The organism is Pseudoflavonifractor sp. 60, from assembly GCF_009911645.1.
Lineage (GTDB): Bacteria > Bacillota > Clostridia > Oscillospirales > Oscillospiraceae > Lawsonibacter.
In genome coordinates this window covers 22211-43706 of the sequence record NZ_QWKI01000032.1, presented here as the reverse complement: position 1 = coordinate 43706, position 21496 = coordinate 22211, and the positions used below count along the sequence as shown (strand labels likewise).

The 21496-nt window shown below is 63.0% G+C and carries 20 protein-coding genes; 11 read left to right on the top strand and 9 right to left on the bottom strand.

Annotation, left to right across the window (positions count from 1 at the left end; genetic code table 11):
• The 3 genes from D1646_RS03755 to D1646_RS03745 all read right to left on the bottom strand — a co-directional run.
• The coding region (locus D1646_RS03755) for a DEAD/DEAH box helicase (protein WP_160635162.1) at positions 1-1773 on the bottom strand (1773 nt) is incomplete at its 3' end.
• Between the two features lie 99 nt (positions 1774-1872).
• Entirely contained in the window at positions 1873-2388 is a 516-nt protein-coding gene (locus D1646_RS03750) for a shikimate kinase (protein WP_160635161.1), read from the bottom strand.
• A 118-nt stretch (positions 2389-2506) separates the two neighbouring features.
• Positions 2507-3298, bottom strand: a complete 792-nt coding sequence (locus tag D1646_RS03745; protein WP_160635160.1) for a hypothetical protein — start codon at positions 3296-3298, stop codon at positions 2507-2509.
• Positions 3299-3502: 204 nt separating this feature from the next.
• Here D1646_RS03745 and D1646_RS03740 point away from each other — a divergent pair, with 204 nt between their 5' ends.
• The 8 genes from D1646_RS03740 to recR all read left to right on the top strand — a co-directional run bounded on the left by D1646_RS03740 (position 3503) and on the right by recR (position 13343).
• Positions 3503-4810, top strand: a complete 1308-nt coding sequence (locus D1646_RS03740) for a Na+/H+ antiporter NhaC family protein (protein WP_160635159.1) — start codon at positions 3503-3505, stop codon at positions 4808-4810.
• 77 nt (positions 4811-4887) lie between these two features.
• Positions 4888-5790: a DegV family protein gene (locus D1646_RS03735; RefSeq protein ID WP_160635158.1), complete on the top strand. Its 903-nt coding sequence runs from the start codon at positions 4888-4890 to the stop codon at positions 5788-5790.
• Positions 5791-5964: 174 nt separating this feature from the next.
• A complete protein-coding gene (locus tag D1646_RS03730; protein ID WP_160635157.1) occupies positions 5965-6900 on the top strand; it encodes a GDSL-type esterase/lipase family protein in 936 nt (311 codons plus the stop codon).
• On the top strand, positions 6897-7376 hold the full coding sequence (locus tag D1646_RS03725; RefSeq protein ID WP_160635156.1) for a DUF4358 domain-containing protein: 480 nt from the start codon (positions 6897-6899) through the stop codon (positions 7374-7376). Before D1646_RS03730 ends, D1646_RS03725 begins: the two co-directional genes overlap by 4 nt.
• 147 nt (positions 7377-7523) lie before the next feature.
• Entirely contained in the window at positions 7524-10439 is a 2916-nt protein-coding gene (locus D1646_RS03720) for a phosphodiester glycosidase family protein (protein WP_160635155.1), read from the top strand.
• Between the two features lie 221 nt (positions 10440-10660).
• Positions 10661-11881, top strand: a complete 1221-nt coding sequence (gene ilvA / locus D1646_RS03715) for a threonine ammonia-lyase (RefSeq protein ID WP_160635154.1) — start codon at positions 10661-10663, stop codon at positions 11879-11881.
• A 209-nt stretch (positions 11882-12090) separates the two neighbouring features.
• Positions 12091-12735, top strand: a complete 645-nt coding sequence (rpe, locus tag D1646_RS03710) for a ribulose-phosphate 3-epimerase (protein ID WP_160635153.1) — start codon at positions 12091-12093, stop codon at positions 12733-12735.
• A gap of 5 nt (positions 12736-12740) precedes the next feature.
• Entirely contained in the window at positions 12741-13343 is a 603-nt protein-coding gene (gene recR, locus D1646_RS03705; protein ID WP_160635152.1) for a recombination mediator RecR, read from the top strand.
• Positions 13344-13412: 69 nt separating this feature from the next.
• Here the strand turns inward: recR and D1646_RS03700 are convergent, their stop codons facing one another.
• The 3 genes from D1646_RS03700 to sfsA all read right to left on the bottom strand — a co-directional run bounded on the left by D1646_RS03700 (position 13413) and on the right by sfsA (position 15077).
• The gene (locus tag D1646_RS03700; RefSeq protein ID WP_160635151.1) at positions 13413-13955 is read right to left on the bottom strand and encodes a hypothetical protein; all 543 of its coding nucleotides are present in this window, start codon (positions 13953-13955) and stop codon (positions 13413-13415) included.
• 15 nt (positions 13956-13970) lie between these two features.
• On the bottom strand, positions 13971-14321 hold the full coding sequence (locus D1646_RS03695; RefSeq protein WP_160635150.1) for a hypothetical protein: 351 nt from the start codon (positions 14319-14321) through the stop codon (positions 13971-13973).
• Between the two features lie 63 nt (positions 14322-14384).
• Positions 14385-15077, bottom strand: a complete 693-nt coding sequence (sfsA, locus tag D1646_RS03690) for a DNA/RNA nuclease SfsA (protein ID WP_160635149.1) — start codon at positions 15075-15077, stop codon at positions 14385-14387.
• Positions 15078-15279: 202 nt separating this feature from the next.
• On the opposite strand from sfsA, the gene D1646_RS03685 reads away from it, so the two are divergent.
• The 3 genes from D1646_RS03685 to D1646_RS03675 all read left to right on the top strand — a co-directional run bounded on the left by D1646_RS03685 (position 15280) and on the right by D1646_RS03675 (position 16929).
• The gene (locus tag D1646_RS03685; RefSeq protein ID WP_243154007.1) at positions 15280-16164 is read left to right on the top strand and encodes a DMT family transporter; all 885 of its coding nucleotides are present in this window, start codon (positions 15280-15282) and stop codon (positions 16162-16164) included.
• A gap of 115 nt (positions 16165-16279) precedes the next feature.
• A complete protein-coding gene (locus D1646_RS03680; protein WP_160635148.1) occupies positions 16280-16585 on the top strand; it encodes a DUF2089 family protein in 306 nt (101 codons plus the stop codon).
• A complete protein-coding gene (locus tag D1646_RS03675) occupies positions 16585-16929 on the top strand; it encodes a hypothetical protein (protein ID WP_160635147.1) in 345 nt (114 codons plus the stop codon). The genes D1646_RS03680 and D1646_RS03675 overlap by 1 nt, the downstream gene beginning before the upstream one ends.
• Positions 16930-17034: 105 nt before the next feature.
• Here D1646_RS03675 and D1646_RS03670 read toward each other — a convergent pair whose 3' ends face one another.
• Genes D1646_RS03670 through D1646_RS03660 form a run of 3 tightly spaced genes read right to left on the bottom strand, consistent with a single transcriptional unit; the run spans position 17035 to position 21482 of the window.
• Entirely contained in the window at positions 17035-17559 is a 525-nt protein-coding gene (locus D1646_RS03670; RefSeq protein WP_160635146.1) for a hypothetical protein, read from the bottom strand.
• Positions 17543-18265 carry a hypothetical protein gene (locus D1646_RS03665; protein WP_160635145.1) on the bottom strand — a complete coding sequence of 241 codons (723 nt, stop codon included), beginning with the start codon at positions 18263-18265 and terminating at the stop codon, positions 17543-17545. The genes D1646_RS03670 and D1646_RS03665 overlap by 17 nt, the downstream gene beginning before the upstream one ends.
• A gap of 22 nt (positions 18266-18287) precedes the next feature.
• Positions 18288-21482, bottom strand: coding sequence for an ATP-binding protein (locus tag D1646_RS03660; protein WP_160635144.1), 3195 nt, complete (start codon positions 21480-21482; stop codon positions 18288-18290).
• Positions 21483-21496 lie beyond the last annotated feature (14 nt).

The window sequence follows — 21496 nt, the reverse complement described above, 5'->3', positions numbered from 1 at the left end:
CGGGGGGGGGGGGGGGGGGGGGCGGTCCCGGCGGGGGGGCTTGGCCGCCTTCCTGGGCTGCTGAGCTGCCGGCTTGGCGGGCTTCTGCTGCTTTTGAGCCTGGCGGGGCGGCTGCTCCTGCCGGGAATCTGCGGGTCTGCCCTGCCTGCCCTTGGCCTGCTTCGGCTGGGGGGCGGACTGCTTCTTTTTCTCCTCCGTCTTGGGGCGGGGGGAGGAGAAGAGGGGAATACGCCGGGGGGCCAGCAGACGGGCGGTGGCGTCCATAATCACGTCGCTGTCCAGGGGGTTGGGGCGGCGGAAATCGGTGTTGGGCAGGGAGTCTCCGGTGTCCACCAGCCCGCCGGGACGGACTCCCCGTTTGGGCGGGGCGGGGGATGGAATCTCCGGCTCCGGGGCGGCGGGGCGCAGGACGACCTCTTCGGAAGTCGTACCGCTCCGCTTCCGGCGGCGGCGCTTTTTCTTCCCGGGCTGCTCGGGCGGGACCGCCTCCACCGGCGCGGGGGGCGGCGTCTTCTCCTTGGCGGCCTGGGCAGCCCGGCGGGCCTCCTCCCGCTGCTGGCGCAGCTGACGGGCGGCGGCGCGGGCCTCGGCGTCCTCCTCGTTGATGATTTTTCCGTTTTTGTCCCGCTTGGGGGCCTCGAAGACCTGCATGGGATAGGGGTGGTCCTCCACCAGGGGGACCTTCTTGCCGATGAGCTTCTCAATGTCCTTCAACAGGGGCTTCTCCCCGAAGTCGCAGAAAGCGATGGCCTCCCCGCCCCTGCCAGCCCGGCCGGTGCGGCCAATGCGGTGGACGTAGGTCTCGGGGACCTCGGGGAGGTTGTAGTTGAAGACGTGGGACAGCTCCTCGATATCCAGCCCCCGGGCGGCGATATCGGTGGCCACCAGGGCGCGGATCTTGCCCGCCTTAAAGTCGGACAGGGCCTGCTGGCGGGCGGTCTGGCTCTTGTTGCCGTGGATGGCGGCGGCGGAGATGCCCGCCCGGGCCAGATCCCGGGCCACCTTGTTGGCGCCGTGCTTGGTGCGGGTGAAGACCAGGGCGTTTCGAACCCGCTTGGTCTCCATCAGGTGGGCCAGCAGACTGGTCTTGTTCCCCTTGTCCACCAGGTAGACCCACTGGCGGATGACCTCCACCGGGGAGGAGACGGGATCGACCGCCACCTTCACCGGATTTTTCAGCAGGGAGTTTACTAGGTCGGTGATCTCGGGGGGCATGGTGGCGGAGAAAAAGAGGGTCTGCTTCTTCTGGGGCAGCCACTTTAAAATCTTCCGCACATCGTGGATAAAGCCCATGTCCAGCATCCGGTCGGCCTCGTCCAGCACGAAGATCTCCAGGCTGTCCAGGTGGACAAAGCCCTGGTCGTGGAGGTCCATCAGCCGTCCCGGGGTCGCCACCAGGATATCGACTCCCTTTTTCAGGGCCTCCACCTGGGGATTCTGGCCCACACCGCCGAAGATGACGGCGTGGCGCAGCTTCAGATATTTGCCATAGGCCTCAAAGCTCTCTCCAATCTGGATGGCCAGCTCCCGGGTTGGGGTCAGGATCAGAGCCCGGATGGGGCAGCGTATACCGGCAGGTCCCTCCAGCCGCTGCAAAATGGGGGCGGCGAAGGCGCAGGTCTTGCCGGTGCCCGTCTGGGCGCAGCCCAGCACGTCCCGCCCTGCCAGCGCGGGGGGAATGGCCTTCTCCTGAATGGGAGAGGGTTTGGTGTAGCCCTGCTCCTCCAGGGCCTTCAGAATCTGGGCGTTCAGCCCAAGGTCTTTAAACTGCATGGAATACTTCCTTTTCAAGTTCGGACTGAGGCTCCGCGCCCAACGGGAGCCGCCCTGTCCGGCCCGCGCTTTTGACCCTGCGGGCTGGGGCGTTTTTGTTCAGCGAATCAGGCCGCACTCCTTCAGCGCGGTCTGAACCCACTGCACCGTCTGGTCCAGGGGCTGCATCGGCGGGCAGTCCACAATCAGATCGGCGTATTTGCGGTAAAGGGGGTCCCGGTAGGCCAGCACATCGGCTAGGGTCTGTCCTGGCTCCATGGCAATGCCCCGCTGCGCCATATTTTGAATACGGCGCTTCAGCTCCTCCAGGGGGACATTCAGATAGACGATGGGTCCCAGGCCGCTGAGGTGCCGGGCAGCCCCCTCCCGGCACAGGGCGCTGCCCCCGGGGGCGATGACGGTGCGCCGGCAGTCCAGCGTGCACACCGCCGCCTCCTCCGCCTCCAGAAAGGCGGCGGTGCCCCGTTGGTCCAGAATGTCCTGGAGCAGAGCCCCCTCCCGCTCCTGGATGACCAGGTCCACATCCACAAAGCCCAGGCCCAGCGCCTTGGCCAGCAGGACGCCCACGGTGCTTTTGCCGGAGCCCGGCATTCCTGTAAGGGTGATGTTATCCAAAAGAGTTCCCAGCCTTTACATACAAATTCATTCCTTAGTATACCACAAGGCTGGGAAAAAGAAAAGGGGGAAGGGAACGAAAAAGAAGACAGCGGACCTGCCGCTGTCTCCCTTTGCATTAGTCCGGCTGATAGGCCGCCGCTACCTTTTCCAGTTCCTTGGAGAAATCGCCCTTGATCTCATAGAAGCCGCCAACTGTCAAGGCATTTTTCAGGGCATAAATCTTATCCTCGCTGATTAAGAGCAAAGTGTCCAGCTCCCGTCCTTGCTGTCCGCACAGTATATACTGTGCGCCGTCTTTTACGGCCGCTTTTAAATCATTTGAGTCGATTTTTCCATATACCTTTTCACCGCGGCAGTAGACGTCGTCGAAGCCTCTGGTTTTGTTGTACTTGCTCTTGGAAACATCATCCACCAGGCCGTCGTAACGGTCTGTCACATAAGTAGTACCCGCTTGGAAGTCGCCGCAATAGCCGGTGTAGGTGTTTCGAGTTTGCGTTCCAATAGACTCCATCCCTTCCACCCCCAGACCTTTGGAACTGGAGGAAGATGAGTCGCTATATCCGTCATAGTAGCCACCCAGACCGGGCTGTACCACATAAACCTTGCAGTGTTCCAGAAGCATATCAAGGAAAGTACTGGTATTTGGATAGCATTTCATCAGGGATCCGGAGGATATCTTCCATTTGAGTTCGTCACTTAGCTTGTCAAATTCTCCGTTCATCAGGTATGATTCAATCTTTTGGCGCGCTTCAGCGAGAGAACGCTGGGTCTGGATATACCTATATCCCTGAAACGCAGCGAAGAGTGCGATCAAGACGGCTACCACAATGATAATCAGTTTTTTAGCTCCGAGGGACATTCCGCTTGTACCTGTACTTATGCTTGTATTTGTATTGTTTGCGCTCATAGCAATCCGCTCCTTTTCCAAGAAGAAATATGAAAAGTTGTCGCTTCTTACAACTTTTCGCACATTTTATCATATATATATATATATATATTGTCAAGAGGTTTTTGAAAAATTCTATATAAAAATTTCTTTGTTCCAAAAAGGTGACAAATCAAAGCGGAAATGGTACAATCCCCTGTAGATTGGAAACGGGAGAGGAAACAAATGGATCTGTTGGCTGCATTTGGAGTGTTTTTAGCCGGCGTGGCCGGGTGTATGGCCGGGGGGCGGTCTCTGGCCTGGGCGCTGGCGGCGGGGTTTATATGCTTTTTCCTGGTGGGCCTGCGCCGGGGGCACTCCGCCCGGGGGCTTATCAGGATGGCGCTGGAGGGGATGGGCACCGCCTTTAAGGTGCTGCGCATTCTGCTGCTGCTGGGCCTGCTCACCGCCCTGTGGAGGGCCGGGGGGACGGTGGCCTATTTCGTCTGGCTGGGGGTGCGGCTCATAACCCCGAGAAGTTTTGTCCTGGTCGCATTTCTACTCTCCGGGGTGTTCAGCCTGGCCTTTGGCAGCTGCTTCGGTGTGGTGGGGACGGCGGGGGTCATCCTGATGACCATTGCCCGCAGCGGCGGAGCCAATCTGGCGGTAACGGCGGGAGCCATCATGTCGGGCATCTATCTGGGGGAGCGGCTGTCCCCGGCCTCCTCCTCGGCAGCGCTGACGGCGGCGGTGGCGGAGGTGGACCAGCACACCTTCCAAATGCGGATGTGGCGGGACACCCCCGTCCCCCTGCTGCTCACCCTGGGACTGTACGGGGGGCTCTCCCTCCTCTTCCCCATCCAGGGGGTGGACCCTCAGATCCTCTCCGCCCTGGAAGAGGGCTTTTCCCTCACCTGGCCCGCCATCCTCCCTGCCGCCGCCCTGCTGATCCTGCCCTGGCTGAAGGTGAGCGCCATAAAGTCCATTGCGGTGAGCTGCGGGCTTTCCGCGGCCTGCGCCCTGCTGGTCCAGAGGCTCTCCCCGGGAGAGGTGCTCCGCGCCTGCGTATTGGGCTACCGGCCCGCCCTCCCCCAGCTGGCGGAGCTTATGTCCGGGGGCGGACTGCTCTCCATGGTCAACGTGGTGTGCATCGTTTTGCTGTCCTGCGCTTACTCCGGTATGTTCAGCGGCACCGGCCTGCTGACGCCGGTGACCAGCCGGGTGGGAACTCTGGCGGAGAAAGCCGGCCTCTTCGGGGCCCATGTGGCGGTGTCGCTGGGCTGCTGCGCCCTGTTCTGCAACCAGACGGTGGGCGTTGTGATGAGCGCCCAGCTGCTGGGGGAGGAGTACAAAAAACGAAATCTTCCCCCCATGGAGCTGGCCGCCAACATTGGAAACTCCTGCATCAACCTGGCCGGTCTGGTGCCCTGGGCCATTGCCGCCAGTGTCCCCCTCACCACCATGGAGGTAGGAGCCTCCGCCCTGCCCCTGGCCTTCTACCTGTGGCTGCTCCCCCTGTGGTGCGGGCTGAAAAATTTGCCAAAAAGCGGTTGAGTTTTTGCGGACCCTGATATATAATTGTACTATTACCCACCTGGGCCCTGGCCCGGGCGCAAGACGAAGGAGAAGGTATGAAATTTCAGATTGTCAGCGACAGCTCCTGCGACCTTGGGCGGGAGGAGATGGCCCGGCTGGGTGTGACCATGGTGTCCTACTACGTGGCCTTTGACGACGAGGTCTACTACCGCGAGGAGCGGGACATCCCCACCCACGACTTCTATCAGATGATGGCCGACCGCCCCGGCGTGTTCCCCAAGACCTCCATGCCCACCCCGGAAGACTACTTGGAGGCCTTCCGCCCCCTGGCGGCCCAGGGCGCACCTATTTTGTGCATCTGTCTCAACGCTAAATTCAGCGGCTCCTACCAGACAGCCCGGAACGCCGCCGGGGAGCTGAGAGAGGAGTACCCCGGCGCGCAGGTGCGGGTCCTGGACTCGACCCTGGCCACCGTGCTCCAGGGGATGCTGGTGGAGGAGGCCGCCGCCCTGCGGGACGCGGATTATTCCCTGGAGGAGGCGTTCCAGGCGCTGGAGGCCCTGCCCGAGACGGGGCGCATTTTCTTCACCACCAACGACCTGGAGTACCTGCGCCACGGCGGGCGGATCGGCCGGGCGGCGGCGGCCACCGGGGCCCTGCTGAAGGTCAAGCCCCTCATCGGCTACAAGGACGCCGGACTGATCTCCGATGGCATCGCCCAGGGGCGGAAGAAGTCCCTGGTCAAGGTGCGGGAGCTGTTTTTCCGCCATATCCAGCGGGAGGGCATCGACCTGAGGGACTACCGCCTGGCCACCGGCTTCGGCCTGGACCGGGAGGAGCACGCGGTCTTTGCACAGGCGGTGTACCAGGGCCTGCTGGAGCTGGGCTACGACCGGCCCGAGGTAAAGCGGCCCTATCAGATTGGAGTCACCATTGGAGTCCACACCGGCCCCAGCCCCCTGGGGGTCGGCCTGCTGCGCCGGGCCATTCCGGCATAGCCAAAATAACCGGCGCGCCCCCGCTGAACCGGCGGGGGCTTTTTTGCCCTTATGGGAGAGGGGAGAAAAAATACAAAAAATGGGGGCGATTTGTAACGGTTTTGTCACTTGAAATTTAAGCAAAGTGTGGTATCCTAAATGGGTACGATTTCGACAGGGCGGGAGGTGTTTTCTGTGGCTTATCGGGGAAAACGGACGGCGGGCGGAGGGAGCCTGCTCTGGGCTGTGGCGGCAGTGTTGGTGACCGTCGCCGTGCTGATGACCTTTCAGACTGCACCGCCGGTCCAGACGCCGCCCCCGGCAGATGCCAGCGGGGGAGAGTCCTCCCACATCTCCCCAGACCTGAGCCAGCCTCAGGGGTCCGACGACTCCGCCATCCCCTCTATGGCCCCGCTGTCAGAGCCCTACGACTTCTCCCAGCCCGCCCCGGCGGGAGAGGCGGTGGACAACAGCTACTTTGCCGACGCCGCCTTTGTGGGGGACTCCCGCACTGACGGCTTTATGGTGTACAGCGGCATTGGCTGCGGGAAAAATTTGACCTCTAACGGCCTGTCCATCTTCCGCCTGGATTCGAAAAAGGCGCTGACCATCGACGGGGAGACGTATACCCTGCTGGAGGCCCTGGCCCAGGAGCAGTACGGCAAGGTGTACCTCTCCCTGGGGGTCAATGAGCTGGGCTATCACAACGATCAGGGCTTTTACAACAGCTACTGCCAGGCCATCGACCAGATCCGCGCCATCCAGCCCCAGGCGGTGATCTATATCCAGGGGCTGATCCCCCTGAATGAGGACCAGATTATGGCCTCCAGCGGCCGGGACTACCTGACCAATGAACACCTGCGCACCTATAACGACCTGATGCGCCAGGCGGCCCAGGAGAAGCAGGTGGTCTATCTGGACCTGTACAGCGAATTTGCCGACGAAAACGGCGCGCTGCCCGAGGGCGCCAGCCGGGACGGCGTCCATCTGGGCAAGGAGTACTGCCAGCAGTGGCTGGAGTATTTGAAGACCCACACGGTGGAGCTTGACCGGCTCTACCCCGACGGCCCGCCCGCTGTTCAGACGGTCGGACCGGACACCTCAACTGCGGATGGGAGTGCATTAGAATGAGACGGATATGGAAGCTGACTCTGGCGCTGCTGGTCCTGCTGGGGCTGGCGGCCTGTGCTGGAGAAAACGACGCCCCGCCCCTCTACGCCCTGGGCGACGTGGAGCGGATCAGCCAGTCGGAGGCCTTCACCGCCGAGCTGAACGACCTGGAAGAAGTGGACGCCGACACCGCCTTTGCCCTCTACCGTCTGGGGGACAGCGGCCTGGTTCGGGAGGACCTGAAGGAGTCCGCCGTCCTGCGCTCCGCCGGGGCCACCTGCGAGGAGGCGGCGGTGCTGGTCTTCACCAGCGCGGACAAGGCGAAGACGGCGGCTGACGCCCTTCAGGACTACCTGGCCGGACAGATGGAGTCCAACCGGGACTACCGCCCCGCCGAGATCCCCAAGCTGGAAAACGCCCTGGTGGACCTCCGGGGGGAGACCCTTCTGCTGGTGGTGGCCAACGACCTGGACGCCGCCCAGAACGCCCTGAAATAGCGGAAAATCCTGTGCTCTCAGGCACGGGATTTTTTTGCCCCGGTAAAATCCTTTTCCCCCCGCTCCCCTTTTTTCCCATTGAATCTCCTGCGCCCGTCTGCTATAATGGCGGGGTACGCTTTGACACATACGATAAAGGAGCATCCCATGAGACATACCAAATCCCTATCCCGCAGGGCGGCGGCGCTGCTGTTGGCAGTACTGTTAGCCTTCCCCACCGTCTACGCTGCGGCGGGCGACCAGAAGCTCCAGACCACGACCCAGATCGTGGACGGCCTGACCTACCGGAACACCATTACGGAGAACGCCGGCAGCCGGGTCGAGAGCTTCTCCTTTGAGCTGGCCCCCCACAGTGCGGCCCAGCCCATCCTGGTCCAGGGGGACACCACCATTTACGCCGCGGCCAGCATCAACCGGGCCATCTCCAACGCCCAGGCCGCCGGCTGGCACGTGCTGGGTGGCATCAACACCGACTTTTTCGCCCTGTCCACCGGCGTCCCTCTGGGCATTGTGGTGGAAAACGGCGTCTACAAGTCCAGCAACGAGGGGGAGAACACCATGGTCATTACCGACGGCCTGGTGTCCATCCTGGAGTCCCCCAAGGTCTCCATGACCCTGTACAATCCGGTCTCCGGTTTCTCCACTCCCGTCCACAACCTCAACAAGACCCGCCACCCCCTGGGGGGGCTCTACCTGCTGAACGAGTACTTCTCCGTGGTCTCAACCCGCAGCGACAGCGCGGGCTGGTATGTCCGTATGCGGCAGGTGGCCGACCCCTACACCGGGCAGATGCCGGAGCTCACCGTCAACGCGGCCCTCAATCTGGAGGTTATCGAGGTCTTTCATTCGGACGTCTCCCCTGTGATCGGCCCCAATGAGTACATCCTTACCGCCGCCGCTGAGGCCGGATATGAGGGCACCTTTGAGTCCTTCCAGCCGGGCGACCTGATGACCCTGACCACCGCCTGCGACAACGCGGTCCTCTCCTCCGCCCAGTGGGCCGGGGGCGTGGGGGACATTATGATCCGAAACGGTGCGGTCACCGACAGCACCAGCTGGGTCTACGCCAGTGACGGCCGTCAGCCCCGCACCGCTCTGGGCATTAAGGCCGACGGGACCCTGGTCCTCTACGCCGTGGATGGACGCCAGTCGGGCTACTCGGTGGGCCTGTCCCAGGTCAACCTGGCCGATGAGCTGCTGCGCCAGGGCTGTGTCACGGCGGTCAACCTGGACGGGGGCGGCTCCACCTCCTTCTCCCTGTGGACTCCGGGCCAGAACGGCCCCGCAGTGGTCAACCGGCCCTCCGACGGGAAGCCCCGGGGCTGCGCCACCTATCTGCTGCTGGTGACCGACGAAAAGGGGGACGGCTGGCCCAGCCGCCTGGTCCCGACCCAGGACGGCCAGGTGGTCCTGGCGGGCGCCTCCCTCCCCCTGCCCCAGGTCCAGGCGGTGGACACGGGGCTTAATCCCGTCTCCGCCGACCTGAGCGCTCTGACCTATACCTCTCTCAACGGCCTGGGCACTGTGGGGGCGGACAGCTACACCGCCGGGCTCCAGGCGGGGACCGACACCCTGTCCCTGTCCGCCGACGGCCTGACGGGCACTGCCCAGCTCCATGTAGTGGACCGCCTCACCGAGCTGAAGATAACCCGGGCGGGAAGCACCTCCGCCCTGACCTCCCTGAATCTGAAGGCGGGGGACCAGGTCCAGCTGGCCGCCTCGGGGAGCTACTGGAGCCGCACCGCCCTGCGGAGCATCTCCGACGTGACCTGCACCGTCCAGGGAAATGTGGGCACGATAGACGAAAACGGACTGTTCACCGCCTCCCGCGCCTCGGGAAGCGGGTCCATCACCTTCTCCGCCGGCGGCCTGACCCAGACGGTGAACGTCACCATGACCAACCTCCACGAGGACGTGCCCCCGGATGACTGGGCCTATGAGGCGGTGGAATACTGCTATGCCAAGGGGATTGTCAGCGGCATTGCCCCCAACCTCTTTGGCCGGAACTCTTCCATAACCCGGGGCGACTTTATGGTCATGCTCTACGCCGCCGCCGGCAGGCCGGAGGTCTCCTCTCCCTGCACCTTTACCGATGTGGATCCCAACGGCTACCAGTATAAGGCCCTCTCCTGGGCCCAGGCCAACGGTCTGGCGTCGGGCACCGGGGACGGCGCATTCTCGCCCAACGCCAACATCCTGCGGGAACAGGCCTTTACCATCCTCTACCGCTTCCTGCCCATCGCCGGGAAGGACTGCCCTGACGCCAGCCTGTCCGTGCTGGACCAGTTCCCCGACAAGGACCTGATCTCCACCTACGCCCGAAACGCCACCGCCACCATGGTGGCACAGAAGCTGGTGTCGGGCGGCACCGGCGGCATAGGACCCCAGCGCACCCTGTCCCGGGCAGAGATGGCGGCCCTGCTGCGCAGTCTGCTGGAGCACACCCCCATTACCGATGTGCCCACCGATCCCGCAGAGCCTACCGAACCCAGCGAACCGACGGAGCCCACCCAGCCTGTGGAGCCCGCCGAACCGCCGGAGCCTGAGCAGCCGGAAAATCCCTCCGACCCCTCTCAGACCGTGACGCCCCCCTCTGGCGGGAGCTGGATGCTCGCCCTGGACCAGAGTGCGCTGACCCTGGTCTCCGGCAGCAGCGTCGCGCTGAACGCCGCCATTCTTCCGGCGGCGGAGGGGGCCGTTATTACCTGGGAAAGCAGTGACCCGGAGACCGCCCCGGTGACCCCTGCCGGTGTGGTCACCAACCTGAATCCTGACCGGGAGGACAAGACGCTCACCGTCACCGCCAGCTGGAACGGCCTGTCCGCCAGCTGCACCGTCACCTGCCAGCGGGCCAGCCGGGCGGGTACCGTCACCGGCGCGGATACCGGGCTCAATGTCCGCTCCGGCCCGGACACCAGCTATGGACGCTCCGGGGCCCTGTTCAACGGCGACCGGGTCCTGGTGCTGGGCCAGCAGCCCGGGTGGTACCAGATCCTATTCCGAAATCCCAGCGGCCAGGCCGCCATCGGCTACGTGTCGGCGGACTACCTGACCCTGGACTGACCAAAACTCCCGCTCCTCTTGCAGGAGCGGGAGTTTTTTTTGTGGGCGTCTGACGCCGCTTTTGCGTTTCTGCGTCTGCGCAGGGTAGAACAACCCTGTACACCCTGCAAATTTTGTCCGCTTTTTGAATGGAAGAAAGAATTGGATTTTTTATTGACTTCTCCCCGGTAATTCAGTATGATTAGTGACAGACTGATTTTTTACAAAAGGAGAAAACCGCTATGCTGACCTTGGAGTCATTTAAATCCTCCCGCAGTGTTTTGCAGGGCGTTCTGCGGCCCACCCCACTGATTCACTCCCCCTACCTGTCCAAAAACTGCGGAAATTCCGTCTATCTCAAGCCGGAGAATATGCAGGCCACCGGCGCCTACAAGCTGCGGGGGGCCTACTATAAGATCAGCACCCTGACCCAGGAGGAGAAGGACCGGGGACTGGTCACCGCCTCCGCGGGCAACCACGCCCAGGGAGTGGCCTACGCCGCCCAGGCCGCCGGGGTGGAGGCCACTATTGTCATGCCCACCACAACACCCCTGGTGAAGGTGAACAACACCAAGGATTACGGGGCCAAGGTGGTGCTCCACGGCGAGGTCTTCGACGATGCCGCCGAGCTGGCCGCCAAGCTGGCGGAGGAGGAGGGGCTCACCTATGTCCACCCCTTCAACGACCTGACCCTTGCCACCGGGCAGGGCACCATTGCCTATGAGATTTTCCAGGACCTGCCCGATGTGGAGGCCATTCTGGTCCCCATTGGAGGGGGCGGCCTGGCGGCGGGGGTATCCACCCTGGCCAAGCTGCTCAACCCCCACGTGGAGGTCATTGGAGTGGAGCCCACCGGGGCGGCCTCCATGAAGGCCAGCCTGGAGGCGGGACAGGTGGTGACCCTGCCCTCCGCCTCCACCATTGCCGACGGCGTGGCGGTGAAGACCCCGGGGGACAAGGTGTTCCCCTATGTACAGAGCAATGTGGACCGGATCATCACCATTGAAGACAGCGAACTGGTGGAGGCCTTCCTGGACATTATGGAGCGGCACAAGATGGTGGTGGAGAACGCCGGCCTGCTCCCTGTGGCCGCCCTGCGCCACCTGGACTATCAGGGCAAAAATGTGGTCTGTGTGCTGTCCGGAGGCAATATGGACGTGATTACCATGTCCTCCCTGGTCCAGCACGGGCTCATCTCCCGGGGACGCATTTTCACCTTTGCCGTCCAGCTCCCCGACCGGCCCGGCTCCCTGCTGGCGGTGTCCCAGGTGCTGGCCGCCAACAACGGCAACGTCATCAAGCTGGAGCACAACCAGTTCGTCAACATCAACCGCCAGTCCGGCGTGGAGCTGCGGGTCACCCTGGAGGCCTTCGGCCACGACCACAAGGAGCAGATCCTCAACGCCCTGCGCGCCCGGGGCTTCCACGCGGTGGAGACCGATACGGCGGAATTTTATAATTAATGGTTGTTCCTTGCCGCCCGCCGGAGGCTTGAACGGCCCCCGGCGGGCGGTTATCTGAAAGCGGCGGACCGGCCGGAGCGGCGGGAACGGGATTGGGCCGTGGGCCCGGCCTGGAGCGATCCCCCCGCGTCCGGGGCCTCTCTCCGCTGCATTATCCTATGCGCCGGGGTTGTCCTCAGCGCCTGTCCAACTATAAAGGAGGAGCTGTCATGGTAAAGATTGCCCCATCAATTCTGTCCGCCGACTTTGTCAACCTTGAGCGGGACATCAAAAGGGTGTCCTCCGCCGACTACCTCCATGTGGACGTGATGGACGGAGCCTTTGTGCCCAACATCACCATCGGCATACCGGTGGTGGAATCCATCCGCAGATGTACCAATCTGTTTCTGGACGTCCATCTGATGATTGACAAACCGGCGCGGTATGTGGAGGCCTTCGCCAGGGCGGGGGCGGATATGCTGTCCGTCCACCTGGAGGCCGACCATCCAACCCGCATCGCCCAGGCCTTCAAAATCATGGAGGACTGCGGCGTGAAAAAGGCGGTGGCCCTGCGGCCCATCACCAAGGCGGAGGCCATTCTGCCCTACATCCAGCAGCTGGACATGGCGCTGGTGATGACGGTGGAGCCCGGCTTCGGCGGCCAGAGCTTTATGGAGTCCCAGCTGGAGACCATCCGGCAGGTCCGGGCCATCATAGACCAGTACAATCCCGCCTGCGACCTGGAGGTGGACGGGGGAATCTCCCCCAAAACCGCCCCCCTGGTGGTGGAGGCCGGGGCCAATGTGCTGGTGGCCGGCTCCGCCGTCTATGGGGCCGACGACATTCCCGCCGCCATTGCGGCACTGAGGGGTTGACCGATATGCAGTACTTTCCCCCCGCCCTGGAAAATTTAGTGGAGCACTTCGCCAAACTGCCCGGCGTGGGCGTCAAGTCGGCCCAGCGGCTGGCCTTTCACGTGCTGTCCTTGCCCGAGGAGGAGGCCGCCGCCTTCGCCCAAGCCATTGTGGACGCCAAACGCTCCATCCACTGCTGTCCCGTCTGCCAAAACCTCACCGAGGGGGACGGCCCCTGCCCCATCTGCGCCAGCGCCAAGCGGGACAGCGCCACCATCTGCGTAGTGGCGGACCCCAAGGACGTGGTGGCCATGGAGCGCAGCCGGGAGTACACCGGGCAGTACCACGTGCTCCACGGGGTCCTCTCCCCCATGAACCACGTGGGCCCCGACAACCTGCACATTCGCTCGCTGGTGGAGCGGGTGGCCGCCGGCGGCGTGGAGGAAGTGATTATGGCCACCAACCCGGACACCGAGGGGGAGGCCACCGCCATGTACCTCTCCCGCCTGCTGAAGCCCTTCCAGGTGAAGGTGACCCGCCTGGCCTACGGCATCCCTGTGGGCAGCCACCTGGAGTACGCCGACGACGCAACCCTGGTCCGCGCCCTGGAGGGCCGCAGGGAAATCTGACAAACACCGTTCCATCAGATCAAAACACACCCAACAGGGTCGATTCCTGTTGGGTGTGTTGATGATTTATCAGAGTGCGCCGGCCTCCCCGCCGGCGGCAGGGGAACTCTCCACGGCGGCGGATTCCTCCGTCCCGGCGGTCTCCTCCCCCTCCTTGTCCTCGTCCTTGAGCACACTCTCGCACTCCTCGTCGTCCTCCTTCACCGTGGAGCGCATGGCAATGGCCAGCTTGTAGCCCTCGGGGTCGTTCTCCATCAGATACCGCTCGTCCTCCGGCGGCACCTTTTTGCCCTTCATAATATTGGCGGCAATCTTCATGCACTTCATCTGGACGTCTAGCTGCTTGGACAAAGCGTCCAGCTCCTGCTCCTCGGCAGTGGGCTGGTCCAGCAGATCCAAAATGCCCTGGGATTTCTTCTGCTCCTTCCCGCCGCTGAGCAGCTCCGCCTGGGTCTGAACACGCTGCTCCTCCATGGCCGCAACCCACTGACGGCTCAGCTCCAGCCGGTCCGCAGAGGGACGGGAAACGGCAGATTTCTTCGCTCCGCCTTTGGTGGGAGCGGTGGGAGAAAAGCTGGTATTCTGCCCCCGCACTACCTGACGAATTTCCATGGTCCACGCCCTCCTTTATTTCCGCCGCCGCTTTTTCGGCTCGTCGTCCTCGTCGTCTTCCAGTTCCTCCTCCAGCTCGTCCACCAAAATCAAAGCGGCAATGTCCTGGCACTTCTGCTGGAGCTTCAGCTGCTGGGACATGGCCTCCAGCTCCTCCTCGTCGGCGGGCTCCAGCGGTATATCCAGAGGCTCGCTGGGGAATCGCGCCCTGGCGGCCTTCTCATACAGGGCCATAGCGGCTTCCACCTTCTCCTCCTCGTCCCGTACCTCAAACCGGCGGGTCGCCACAAACCGGTCAATGGAGACGCGGCCCTCCTGCTCTGCTCCGGCGGTCTCCTTGCTGCTGGCGCTTTCGAGAATCTCCATATGGATACCCCCTTTTGTTGATACGATAGGATTATCGGCACAACTGCCCCAAAACTTTAGCCTTTACAGCCCCACTGGAATGGGCCGCCGGATGGTCAGCCGCCCCGGCTCCACAGCGCACTCCAGAGCCAGCACCTCAACCCCCGCATGGGCCGCCCGCCGCAGGGCCGCGCCGAAGTCCGGGTGGGTCAGGTCGTTGGGCTCCACCCGGTCCATGCCCTCCATCTGGACAACGAAGCACACCCCCGCCTCATATCCCGCCTGGCGGGCCAGCATCAGCTCCTCCAGGTGCTTCACTCCGCGCAGGGTCGGGGCGTCGGGGAAGCGGGCCACGGCGTTTTCCTCCAGCGTGACCCCTTTGACCTCCCAGAAGCCCCGGCGGTCCGAATACTCCCAGTAATAGTCGAAGCGGGAATTGCCATAAGTCATCTCCGGACGCAGGAGCTCAGGCGTAAAGCCCAGGCCGCCTGCCGCCGCCCACTCCCCAAAGACCTTGTTGGGTGCCTGGGAGTCCATGTTAATCAGCAGCGGACCCTGGGGCCGCTCCTTCTCCACCGCAATCAAATCGAATTTGGTCTTGCGGGCGGGATTGGCGCTCTCCTCCAGCCAGACCCGGGCCCCGGGGACCAGCAGCTCACGGCACCGCCCCGTATTCTTGACGTGGCAGACCTGAAGCTCCCCCTCCGCCTCCACATGGGCCACAAACCGGTTTAGCCGCGTCAGAAAGGTGCCCGGTAAAATTTTTCCGTATTCCATCTTGCCAATTCTCCTGTTTCTATGTATGATAAGAGACGCTTGCGTTTTGTCCTCGCCATTGTCCCCGCCGGACGGGCCTTCTTTTCTTTGAAAAGAAAAAAGAAACGTTTCCCTGTGGACGCGGTCAGAGGCTTGACGCCTTCTGTGCGGCTGCTCCCATCCTACCATGCAGCCCCTCATTTTGCAATCCGGAGTTGATACTATGTCCCCTAAAACTATGCGGATGTTGGCCAAGCCCATGCTCTTTTCCGCCGCCCTGATCTGGGGCACCTCCTTCTTCATTATGAAAAACGCCCTGGACGTGATGCCCGTCTTTTTCCTGCTGGCCATCCGCTTCACCGCCGGGGCGGTGCTGCTGTCCCTGGCGGCCTGGAGGAAGTGGAGGAAATTCACCTTGGACTATCTGTGGCGGGGAGCGGCGATTGGAGGATTTCTCTTCCTGGCCTACTCAGTACAGACCTTCGGCCTGGCACAGACGACCCCCTCCAAGAACGCCTTCCTGACGGCGGTCTACTGTGTGCTGGTCCCCTTCCTCACCTGGGCGGTGGTGAAGGTGCGGCCCGACCGGTACAACATCGCCGCCGCCCTGCTGTGCGTGACGGGGGTTGGGCTGGTGTCCCTCACGGAGGACCTGACCATCAACACCGGCGACCTGCTCACCCTGTGCGGCGCCCTCTTCTACGCCAGTCACATTGTAGCGGTGGCCAAGGTGTCCCCTGGGAAGGACATCACCCTGCTCACCGTGTTTCAGTTCGCCTTTGCCGCCCTCTACGCCTGGATCTGCGGGGCCTGCACCGAGACCTTCCCCGCTGCCGCCCTGTCCGACCCGGCGCTGCTGCTGCCTATGGTCTATCTTTGCGTCATGGCCACCACCGTGGCGCTGCTGTTCCAGAACGTGGGACAGTTCTGGTCCGACCCCGCCTCCGCCTCGGTGATCCTCTCCCTGGAGTCGGTGTTCGGGGTTGCCGCCTCGGTGATTTTCTATGGCGACCCGGTGACGGGCCGTCTGCTGGCCGGCTTCGCCCTGATTTTCGTGGCGGTGGTGTGCTCCGAGACCAAATTCTCCTTCCTCCACAAGAAAACCTGACTCCCCTCATCCCCACCCCCTGGTGGGGATTATTTTTATAAAAAGAAGAATAAAATTAAATGTTGACTTTTATTTTATTAAAGTATATAATAAAGAGGCAGAAAGGGGGAGCCATATGGCAATTGAACTGCTGCCCGAGTGGATGGCCGGACTGGAGGAAGAGGATGTGGTGTTTATCAAAAAGTTCATTCTGGCCTCCGGGTCACTGAAGGAGATGGCTGGACAGTACGGCGTCACCTATCCCACGGTGCGCCTGCGCCTGGACCGGCTGATCCAGAAAATCAAGCTGACCGAGGACGCCGCCGCCGACCCCTACATCGCTACGATCAAACGTCTGGCGGTGAATGAAAAGCTGGATTTGGACACCGCCAAGGTCCTGATTGCGGAGTATAAGAGGACAAAGAAAAGGGAGGATTTGTAATGGCAATGAATTTTACTGTGGGATTGGTCACAATTCCCGTTATATTGTTTGCGTTTTTACTGCCCATCGCTCTGCTGGTGGCGCTCCAGGTGTTGCTGTGCAAAAAGAGCGTGTACCTGGGGCTGGTCCTGCCGGGAATCTCGCTGGTAATGTCGCTGCTGATGACCCTTCTCCTTGCATTCAATTTGGTGGGCGCCGCACCTGGGAATCTGGTAATCATGGGTATTATCTTCCTGGTGACCAACATCCCCACCATTGTCTTCGGGGGTATCTGGCTGCACTGCAAGGGCCGAAAGGAGACCCTGGACGGCCTGAACCGGATGCGGATCGAGGATCTGGAGTAGCGACCCAATGCCCTGAACGCGTTGCTTGCACACAGACAATTGGAAGCGAGTCCGCCGCCTTCTGCGGAAAAAAGCCGAAGCCCCGGTCAGGGACTCCGGCTTCTGTTATGTTCTGGGGCGGCCCGACGGGTTCGCCCTGCGCTCCGCCTCGGGCATGATTTCAAACAGGGAGGTGCGGCCCTCCCCGGCAGGGGCAATGTTCAGCGCCGGGGCGGTAAACATCCGGCATATACTGCCCGGCCCGTGCTCGATCCCGGGGAACAGATCCCTGTACCGCCCCTGAAGCTCCTCCCCGTTGAGCTGCCACCGGCCCACGGCGGGCTTCTCCTCCAGGGCTCCAGACAGCTCCTGGACGGTCCACTCCCAGGCGCTGTCCAGCGAAGGAAGGACCGGCGTCTCCTCCCCAAAGGTGTATACCAGCAGCCGGCAGCGGTCCAGCCGGGGGTTGAACCGGAGGTTGGAGAGGATGCGCGTCCAGAGCTCCGGCCGCCAGGGGAGATCCCGGTCCTCCCCGTCCACTGTCACCGGCTTGACGGTCTCCTCTCCCTGGCAGCTCCAGCTCCCGGTGACCCTCCCCCCGCTCCAGCACAGCACAATAGAGATATCCCGTCCCTTATTCCTGGCTGTCACCGGTCTGCTCCTCTCTCAAATAGCTCTGGCGCAGGTCCCGTACCGTGGTGGTCCCGCCGGCAGCCCGGGTATAAGCCTCCAGCACGTCATAGGCCCTGGTCCACACCGCTGTATCCTTCAGCTCCCCGGACAGATAGCCGTCCAGGGCCGCGCCGTCGGTCATCTCCCCCTCCTGCATGGCGGTGATCAGCGTCGGGATCTGGTCCGCCGTCAGCCGGGTACGGTAGACCGCCCGCCAGAACTCAGGCTCCAGCTTCACACCATAACGCTCCTCCATGGCCTGAACGTAGAGCCCGACCCCCACGGCGGCGTACTTCTGGAGCTCCTCCTCCGACAGTCCCTCCTTCTCCGCCGGGTCCAGCTTGATCTCGCTGCGCAGATACTCGATGTAAGCCTGAGCGCTTTCAAAGTCCCGCTCCTCCAGCCGCTCCTCCCGGAAGCACTTCTCCGCCTTCATCCCCAGATCCTCCGGCGCCTCCTCCGCCGGCTTTTCCAAAAGAATATCCGACACCGATACAATAATCTTCCCAATGGCGCGGATGACCTCCACCGCCAGTTCCAGCTCGGGGACGCCCTCCAGAAATTTGCTGACGCCGTACATCACCTTGACCTTGCTGCCTATTGAGGCGCACAGACTGGCCGCCTTGCTCAGCCCTCGGCTCAGGGCGCTGCCCAGTGCGTCGGAAATGCTCGAAAATATGCCCATCAATATTCCTCCTGTTGTCTATTTAAAAGTACCGGTCTATGGGGACCCGCCCCAGCGCCTTGTCCCCCTGGGGGTAGGCGGTGAAAAACTCCTGGAGTACCTGGCGCAGCCGGTCCTCCTCCGGGGTTCCCAGCCACCGGGAGAGCCGTCTGCCGTGGGGGATGGTCCACTGAGCCAGGTCCTCCGGCGACACCGCCCCCTCCTCCAGCAGCTCCCCCAGCAGGGCGGCCCACTCCGGGTTCCACGTCAGGCTGTTCTCAATGATCCTCGTGGGGATATCCAGCCGGATCAAATCCAGCGCCCGCCGGCAGCGTTCCGGCGGCAGGGCAAAGGGGTCGGTCTTCAGAGTCATGAAGATATGGGACTCCTCCAGGTAATAGCGGAAGGCCCGCTCCCGCAGCCAGCCGCCGGAGAGAGGGCGGGGCTCCTCCCCCTTGGGGGTCACCTGCACCTGGACCGCCCGCCCCATGCCGTCGCTGAACAGGATGGCCCGCCCCGCCCCCAGGTTGGACAGAAAGCCCTTCTGCTCCCCAGTGAGGGACATGGTGCTGCCGATGGCCTCCTTGTCGTCCTGGGCGAAAATGCGGTGGACAATTTTGGTGTTGGTGTTTTTCAGTACGTCCTCCGCCATTTTGTTGGGGATCTGGTCGGCGATGATAAGGCACTCCCCGTATTTCCGGATCTCGGAGAGCATATCGGAGAACATCTCCACCCCGTGCTTCTTGTTGGCGCTGTCCCCGGGGGTGTACCGGCTGAGCAGGCGGTGGGCCTCCTCCACCAGGAGGATGTGGGAGTGGGGCCGCTGTCCCCGGCGCTCGAACCGCTCTCGCACGGCCTCGTTAAAGGCGGAGAGGATAAAGCCCATAATCAGCGACTTCTCACTGCCGCTGCGCACCTCCTGAAGCTCAAAGACCACCTGCCGGTCCAGCAGGGAATCCCAGTCGATGGACCGGGGGGTGTCCAGCATAGCCCCCTTGGCCCCCAGAGTCAGATTCTTGAGGCGTGCGGTGAGGGAGCCGGTGTAGTCCTTTTTCAGCCGCTCGTCAAAGTCGTGCTCCTCCACCACCTTGGGGATGACCTGGAGGAAGTCGCTCAGCTGGGGGAAGGGGTACACACCGGGGGCAAAGGGGTCGGGGTACCTGGTGTTCCGGCCTGTGGCAATGTCCCAGCCGAAGTTCTCATAGCAGCGGTAGAGGGTCTCCTCAATGAGCTGGGGAATGGCGGCCTCCATGGCAAAGGCGGCCTCCATGCTGGCCTTCATCATGTCCACATGGGATGTAATGCTCTCCCGTGGGAGAAGCTCAAAGGGATTGAGGCGGAAGGGGGCCTCCCGGTCGTCCCCCAGGGTGAAGACGATCATCTCCCCGCACTCCGGATGGCCGGCCATACTCCGGTATTCGGTCTTGGCAGGCTCGATAACCAGGAAGGGGAGCCCGCTGCGCAGCAGAAGGTTCTGACAGGTGGTGGTCTTGCCGCTGCCCGTGACCCCCGACACAAAGATGTGCTTGTCCAAAACTCCCTTGTCCAGGTACACCGGCACGGAGATCACCTTGCCGTTCTGGACCAGGCGGCCCAGCTCAATGCGGTCCTCCTCCCGAGGCAGGGGGCAGTTCAGGCCGAACTCCACCTCCTCCCGCAGGCGCATCCCCACCACCTCCTTCCGGGGCAGGCCGGCAATCATGGCCAGCTCGTTGGTGGTGATCCAGTTGCCCAGAGGGAAGCCCTCCGGTGCGGAAGGGGGCTGGGAGAGCACTGCCCGGGCGGCGCGCTGGCCGGTCCCCGGGAGAAAACGCCCCTGGGGCAGCTGAAGGTTCCAGGCCGCCCGGCGCTGGGGGTCCTTCTCCTCCAGATGGAAGGCGCGCAGGGGGATCCGGTTGCCCTCCTTGCCGGAGTAGAGGGACAGGGCGGTGTTCTCCAGCTTGATCAGGGCGCTGGCGCTGTTGGTCATAACATAACAGGCGGCTGTGAACAGCCCCTTGCCCCTGCCGTAGTCCAGGCGGGGCAAAATCACCTCGTCGCAGTACTTCAGCCACTCCTGGACCCGCCGGTCGGGGTACTCCCGGGAGCGGGACTGGGTCACGCCGCTGCTCTGGCTGGTCTGCTCGCTGCGGCCCTGGGTGGAGGTGTGGGTGGTCCGGGTCCCCGTCTCATGGCTGTCAGAGGTGTTGGTGGTCCGCCCAGCGCTGTTGGTGGTCCGCTCGTCCACCGTGGTGTTGGTCTGGTCGCCGGTGGTGGTGGTATTGACCACCGTTCTGTCCTGGGTCTCCTGCCCCGCCTCCACGCTCTGGGTCGTGCGGTTCCCGCTCACCGTCTGGGTGACGTCCTGTTTGTTCTTGCTGGTGGCCTTGGTATCGGTATTCCGGTCGTCCTTCTGGGTGTTGTGGGTATGGACCTTGGCGGTGGATACGTCCCGGCTCTTCCCCGAGGAGGAGGACTCCGCAGTCTGCTCGCAGTGGGTCTGAGCGTCGGTCTCGGCGGTGCTGTCGCTGTCCTCCCGGGTCTGGGTGATCGTCCTGCCCTCCCCCAGGCTGCGTCCCTCCTGGACCCCGCACCGGAGAAGGGGGGCCAGAGTGTTGTAGGTCTGGCAGATGTCCCCCTCCAGCCGGGCGATCTGCTCCTGGTCCAGCGCCTTGGCTACCACCAGCAGGCAGAACTCCCCCTGCCGGACCAGCGGCCCCTCCGGGTCCCCCTGCATCACGTCCACCAGCCGGTCCACGCTCTGGAAGCGCTCGTCGTCCTTCACGCTGCCGGCGACCCCCTCAATGCGGGCCACCTTCTTCATGCGGCGCATTCGCTCTAGGATGGCGTCCTGGTCCTCCACCGCCGTCACCTGGCTGCCCCGGAAGTTGCCCGCAAGGCTGTCCTTCAGCACACTGCCGCCCAGCTCGGCAATGGTCAGCCTGTTATCCCGGGCGGGGGCGGAGTAGTCCCGGGACAGCCCGTAGTAAAACTGCACTCCGGCGGCGCTGCCCAGCAGCAGGTAGACGAAATTTACACCGGGGATGCGGGCGGCGCTCATCACATTCTCCAGCGCCTCCTTCCAGGGGGCCTCCTCTTCATAGGTGATCTCGTCGACCCGGAAGAGGATCACGTCCTGGGGCCGGAGGGTCTCCGGCTCCAGCGGCTGCACCTCCGGAGAGGAGGTCAGGCAGTGCTCCGCGGTCCGGTCCAGAAAATCCAGCAGCGCCAGGCCCGCTGACAGCTCCTGTTCGTCCATGGGTTTGCCTCCTT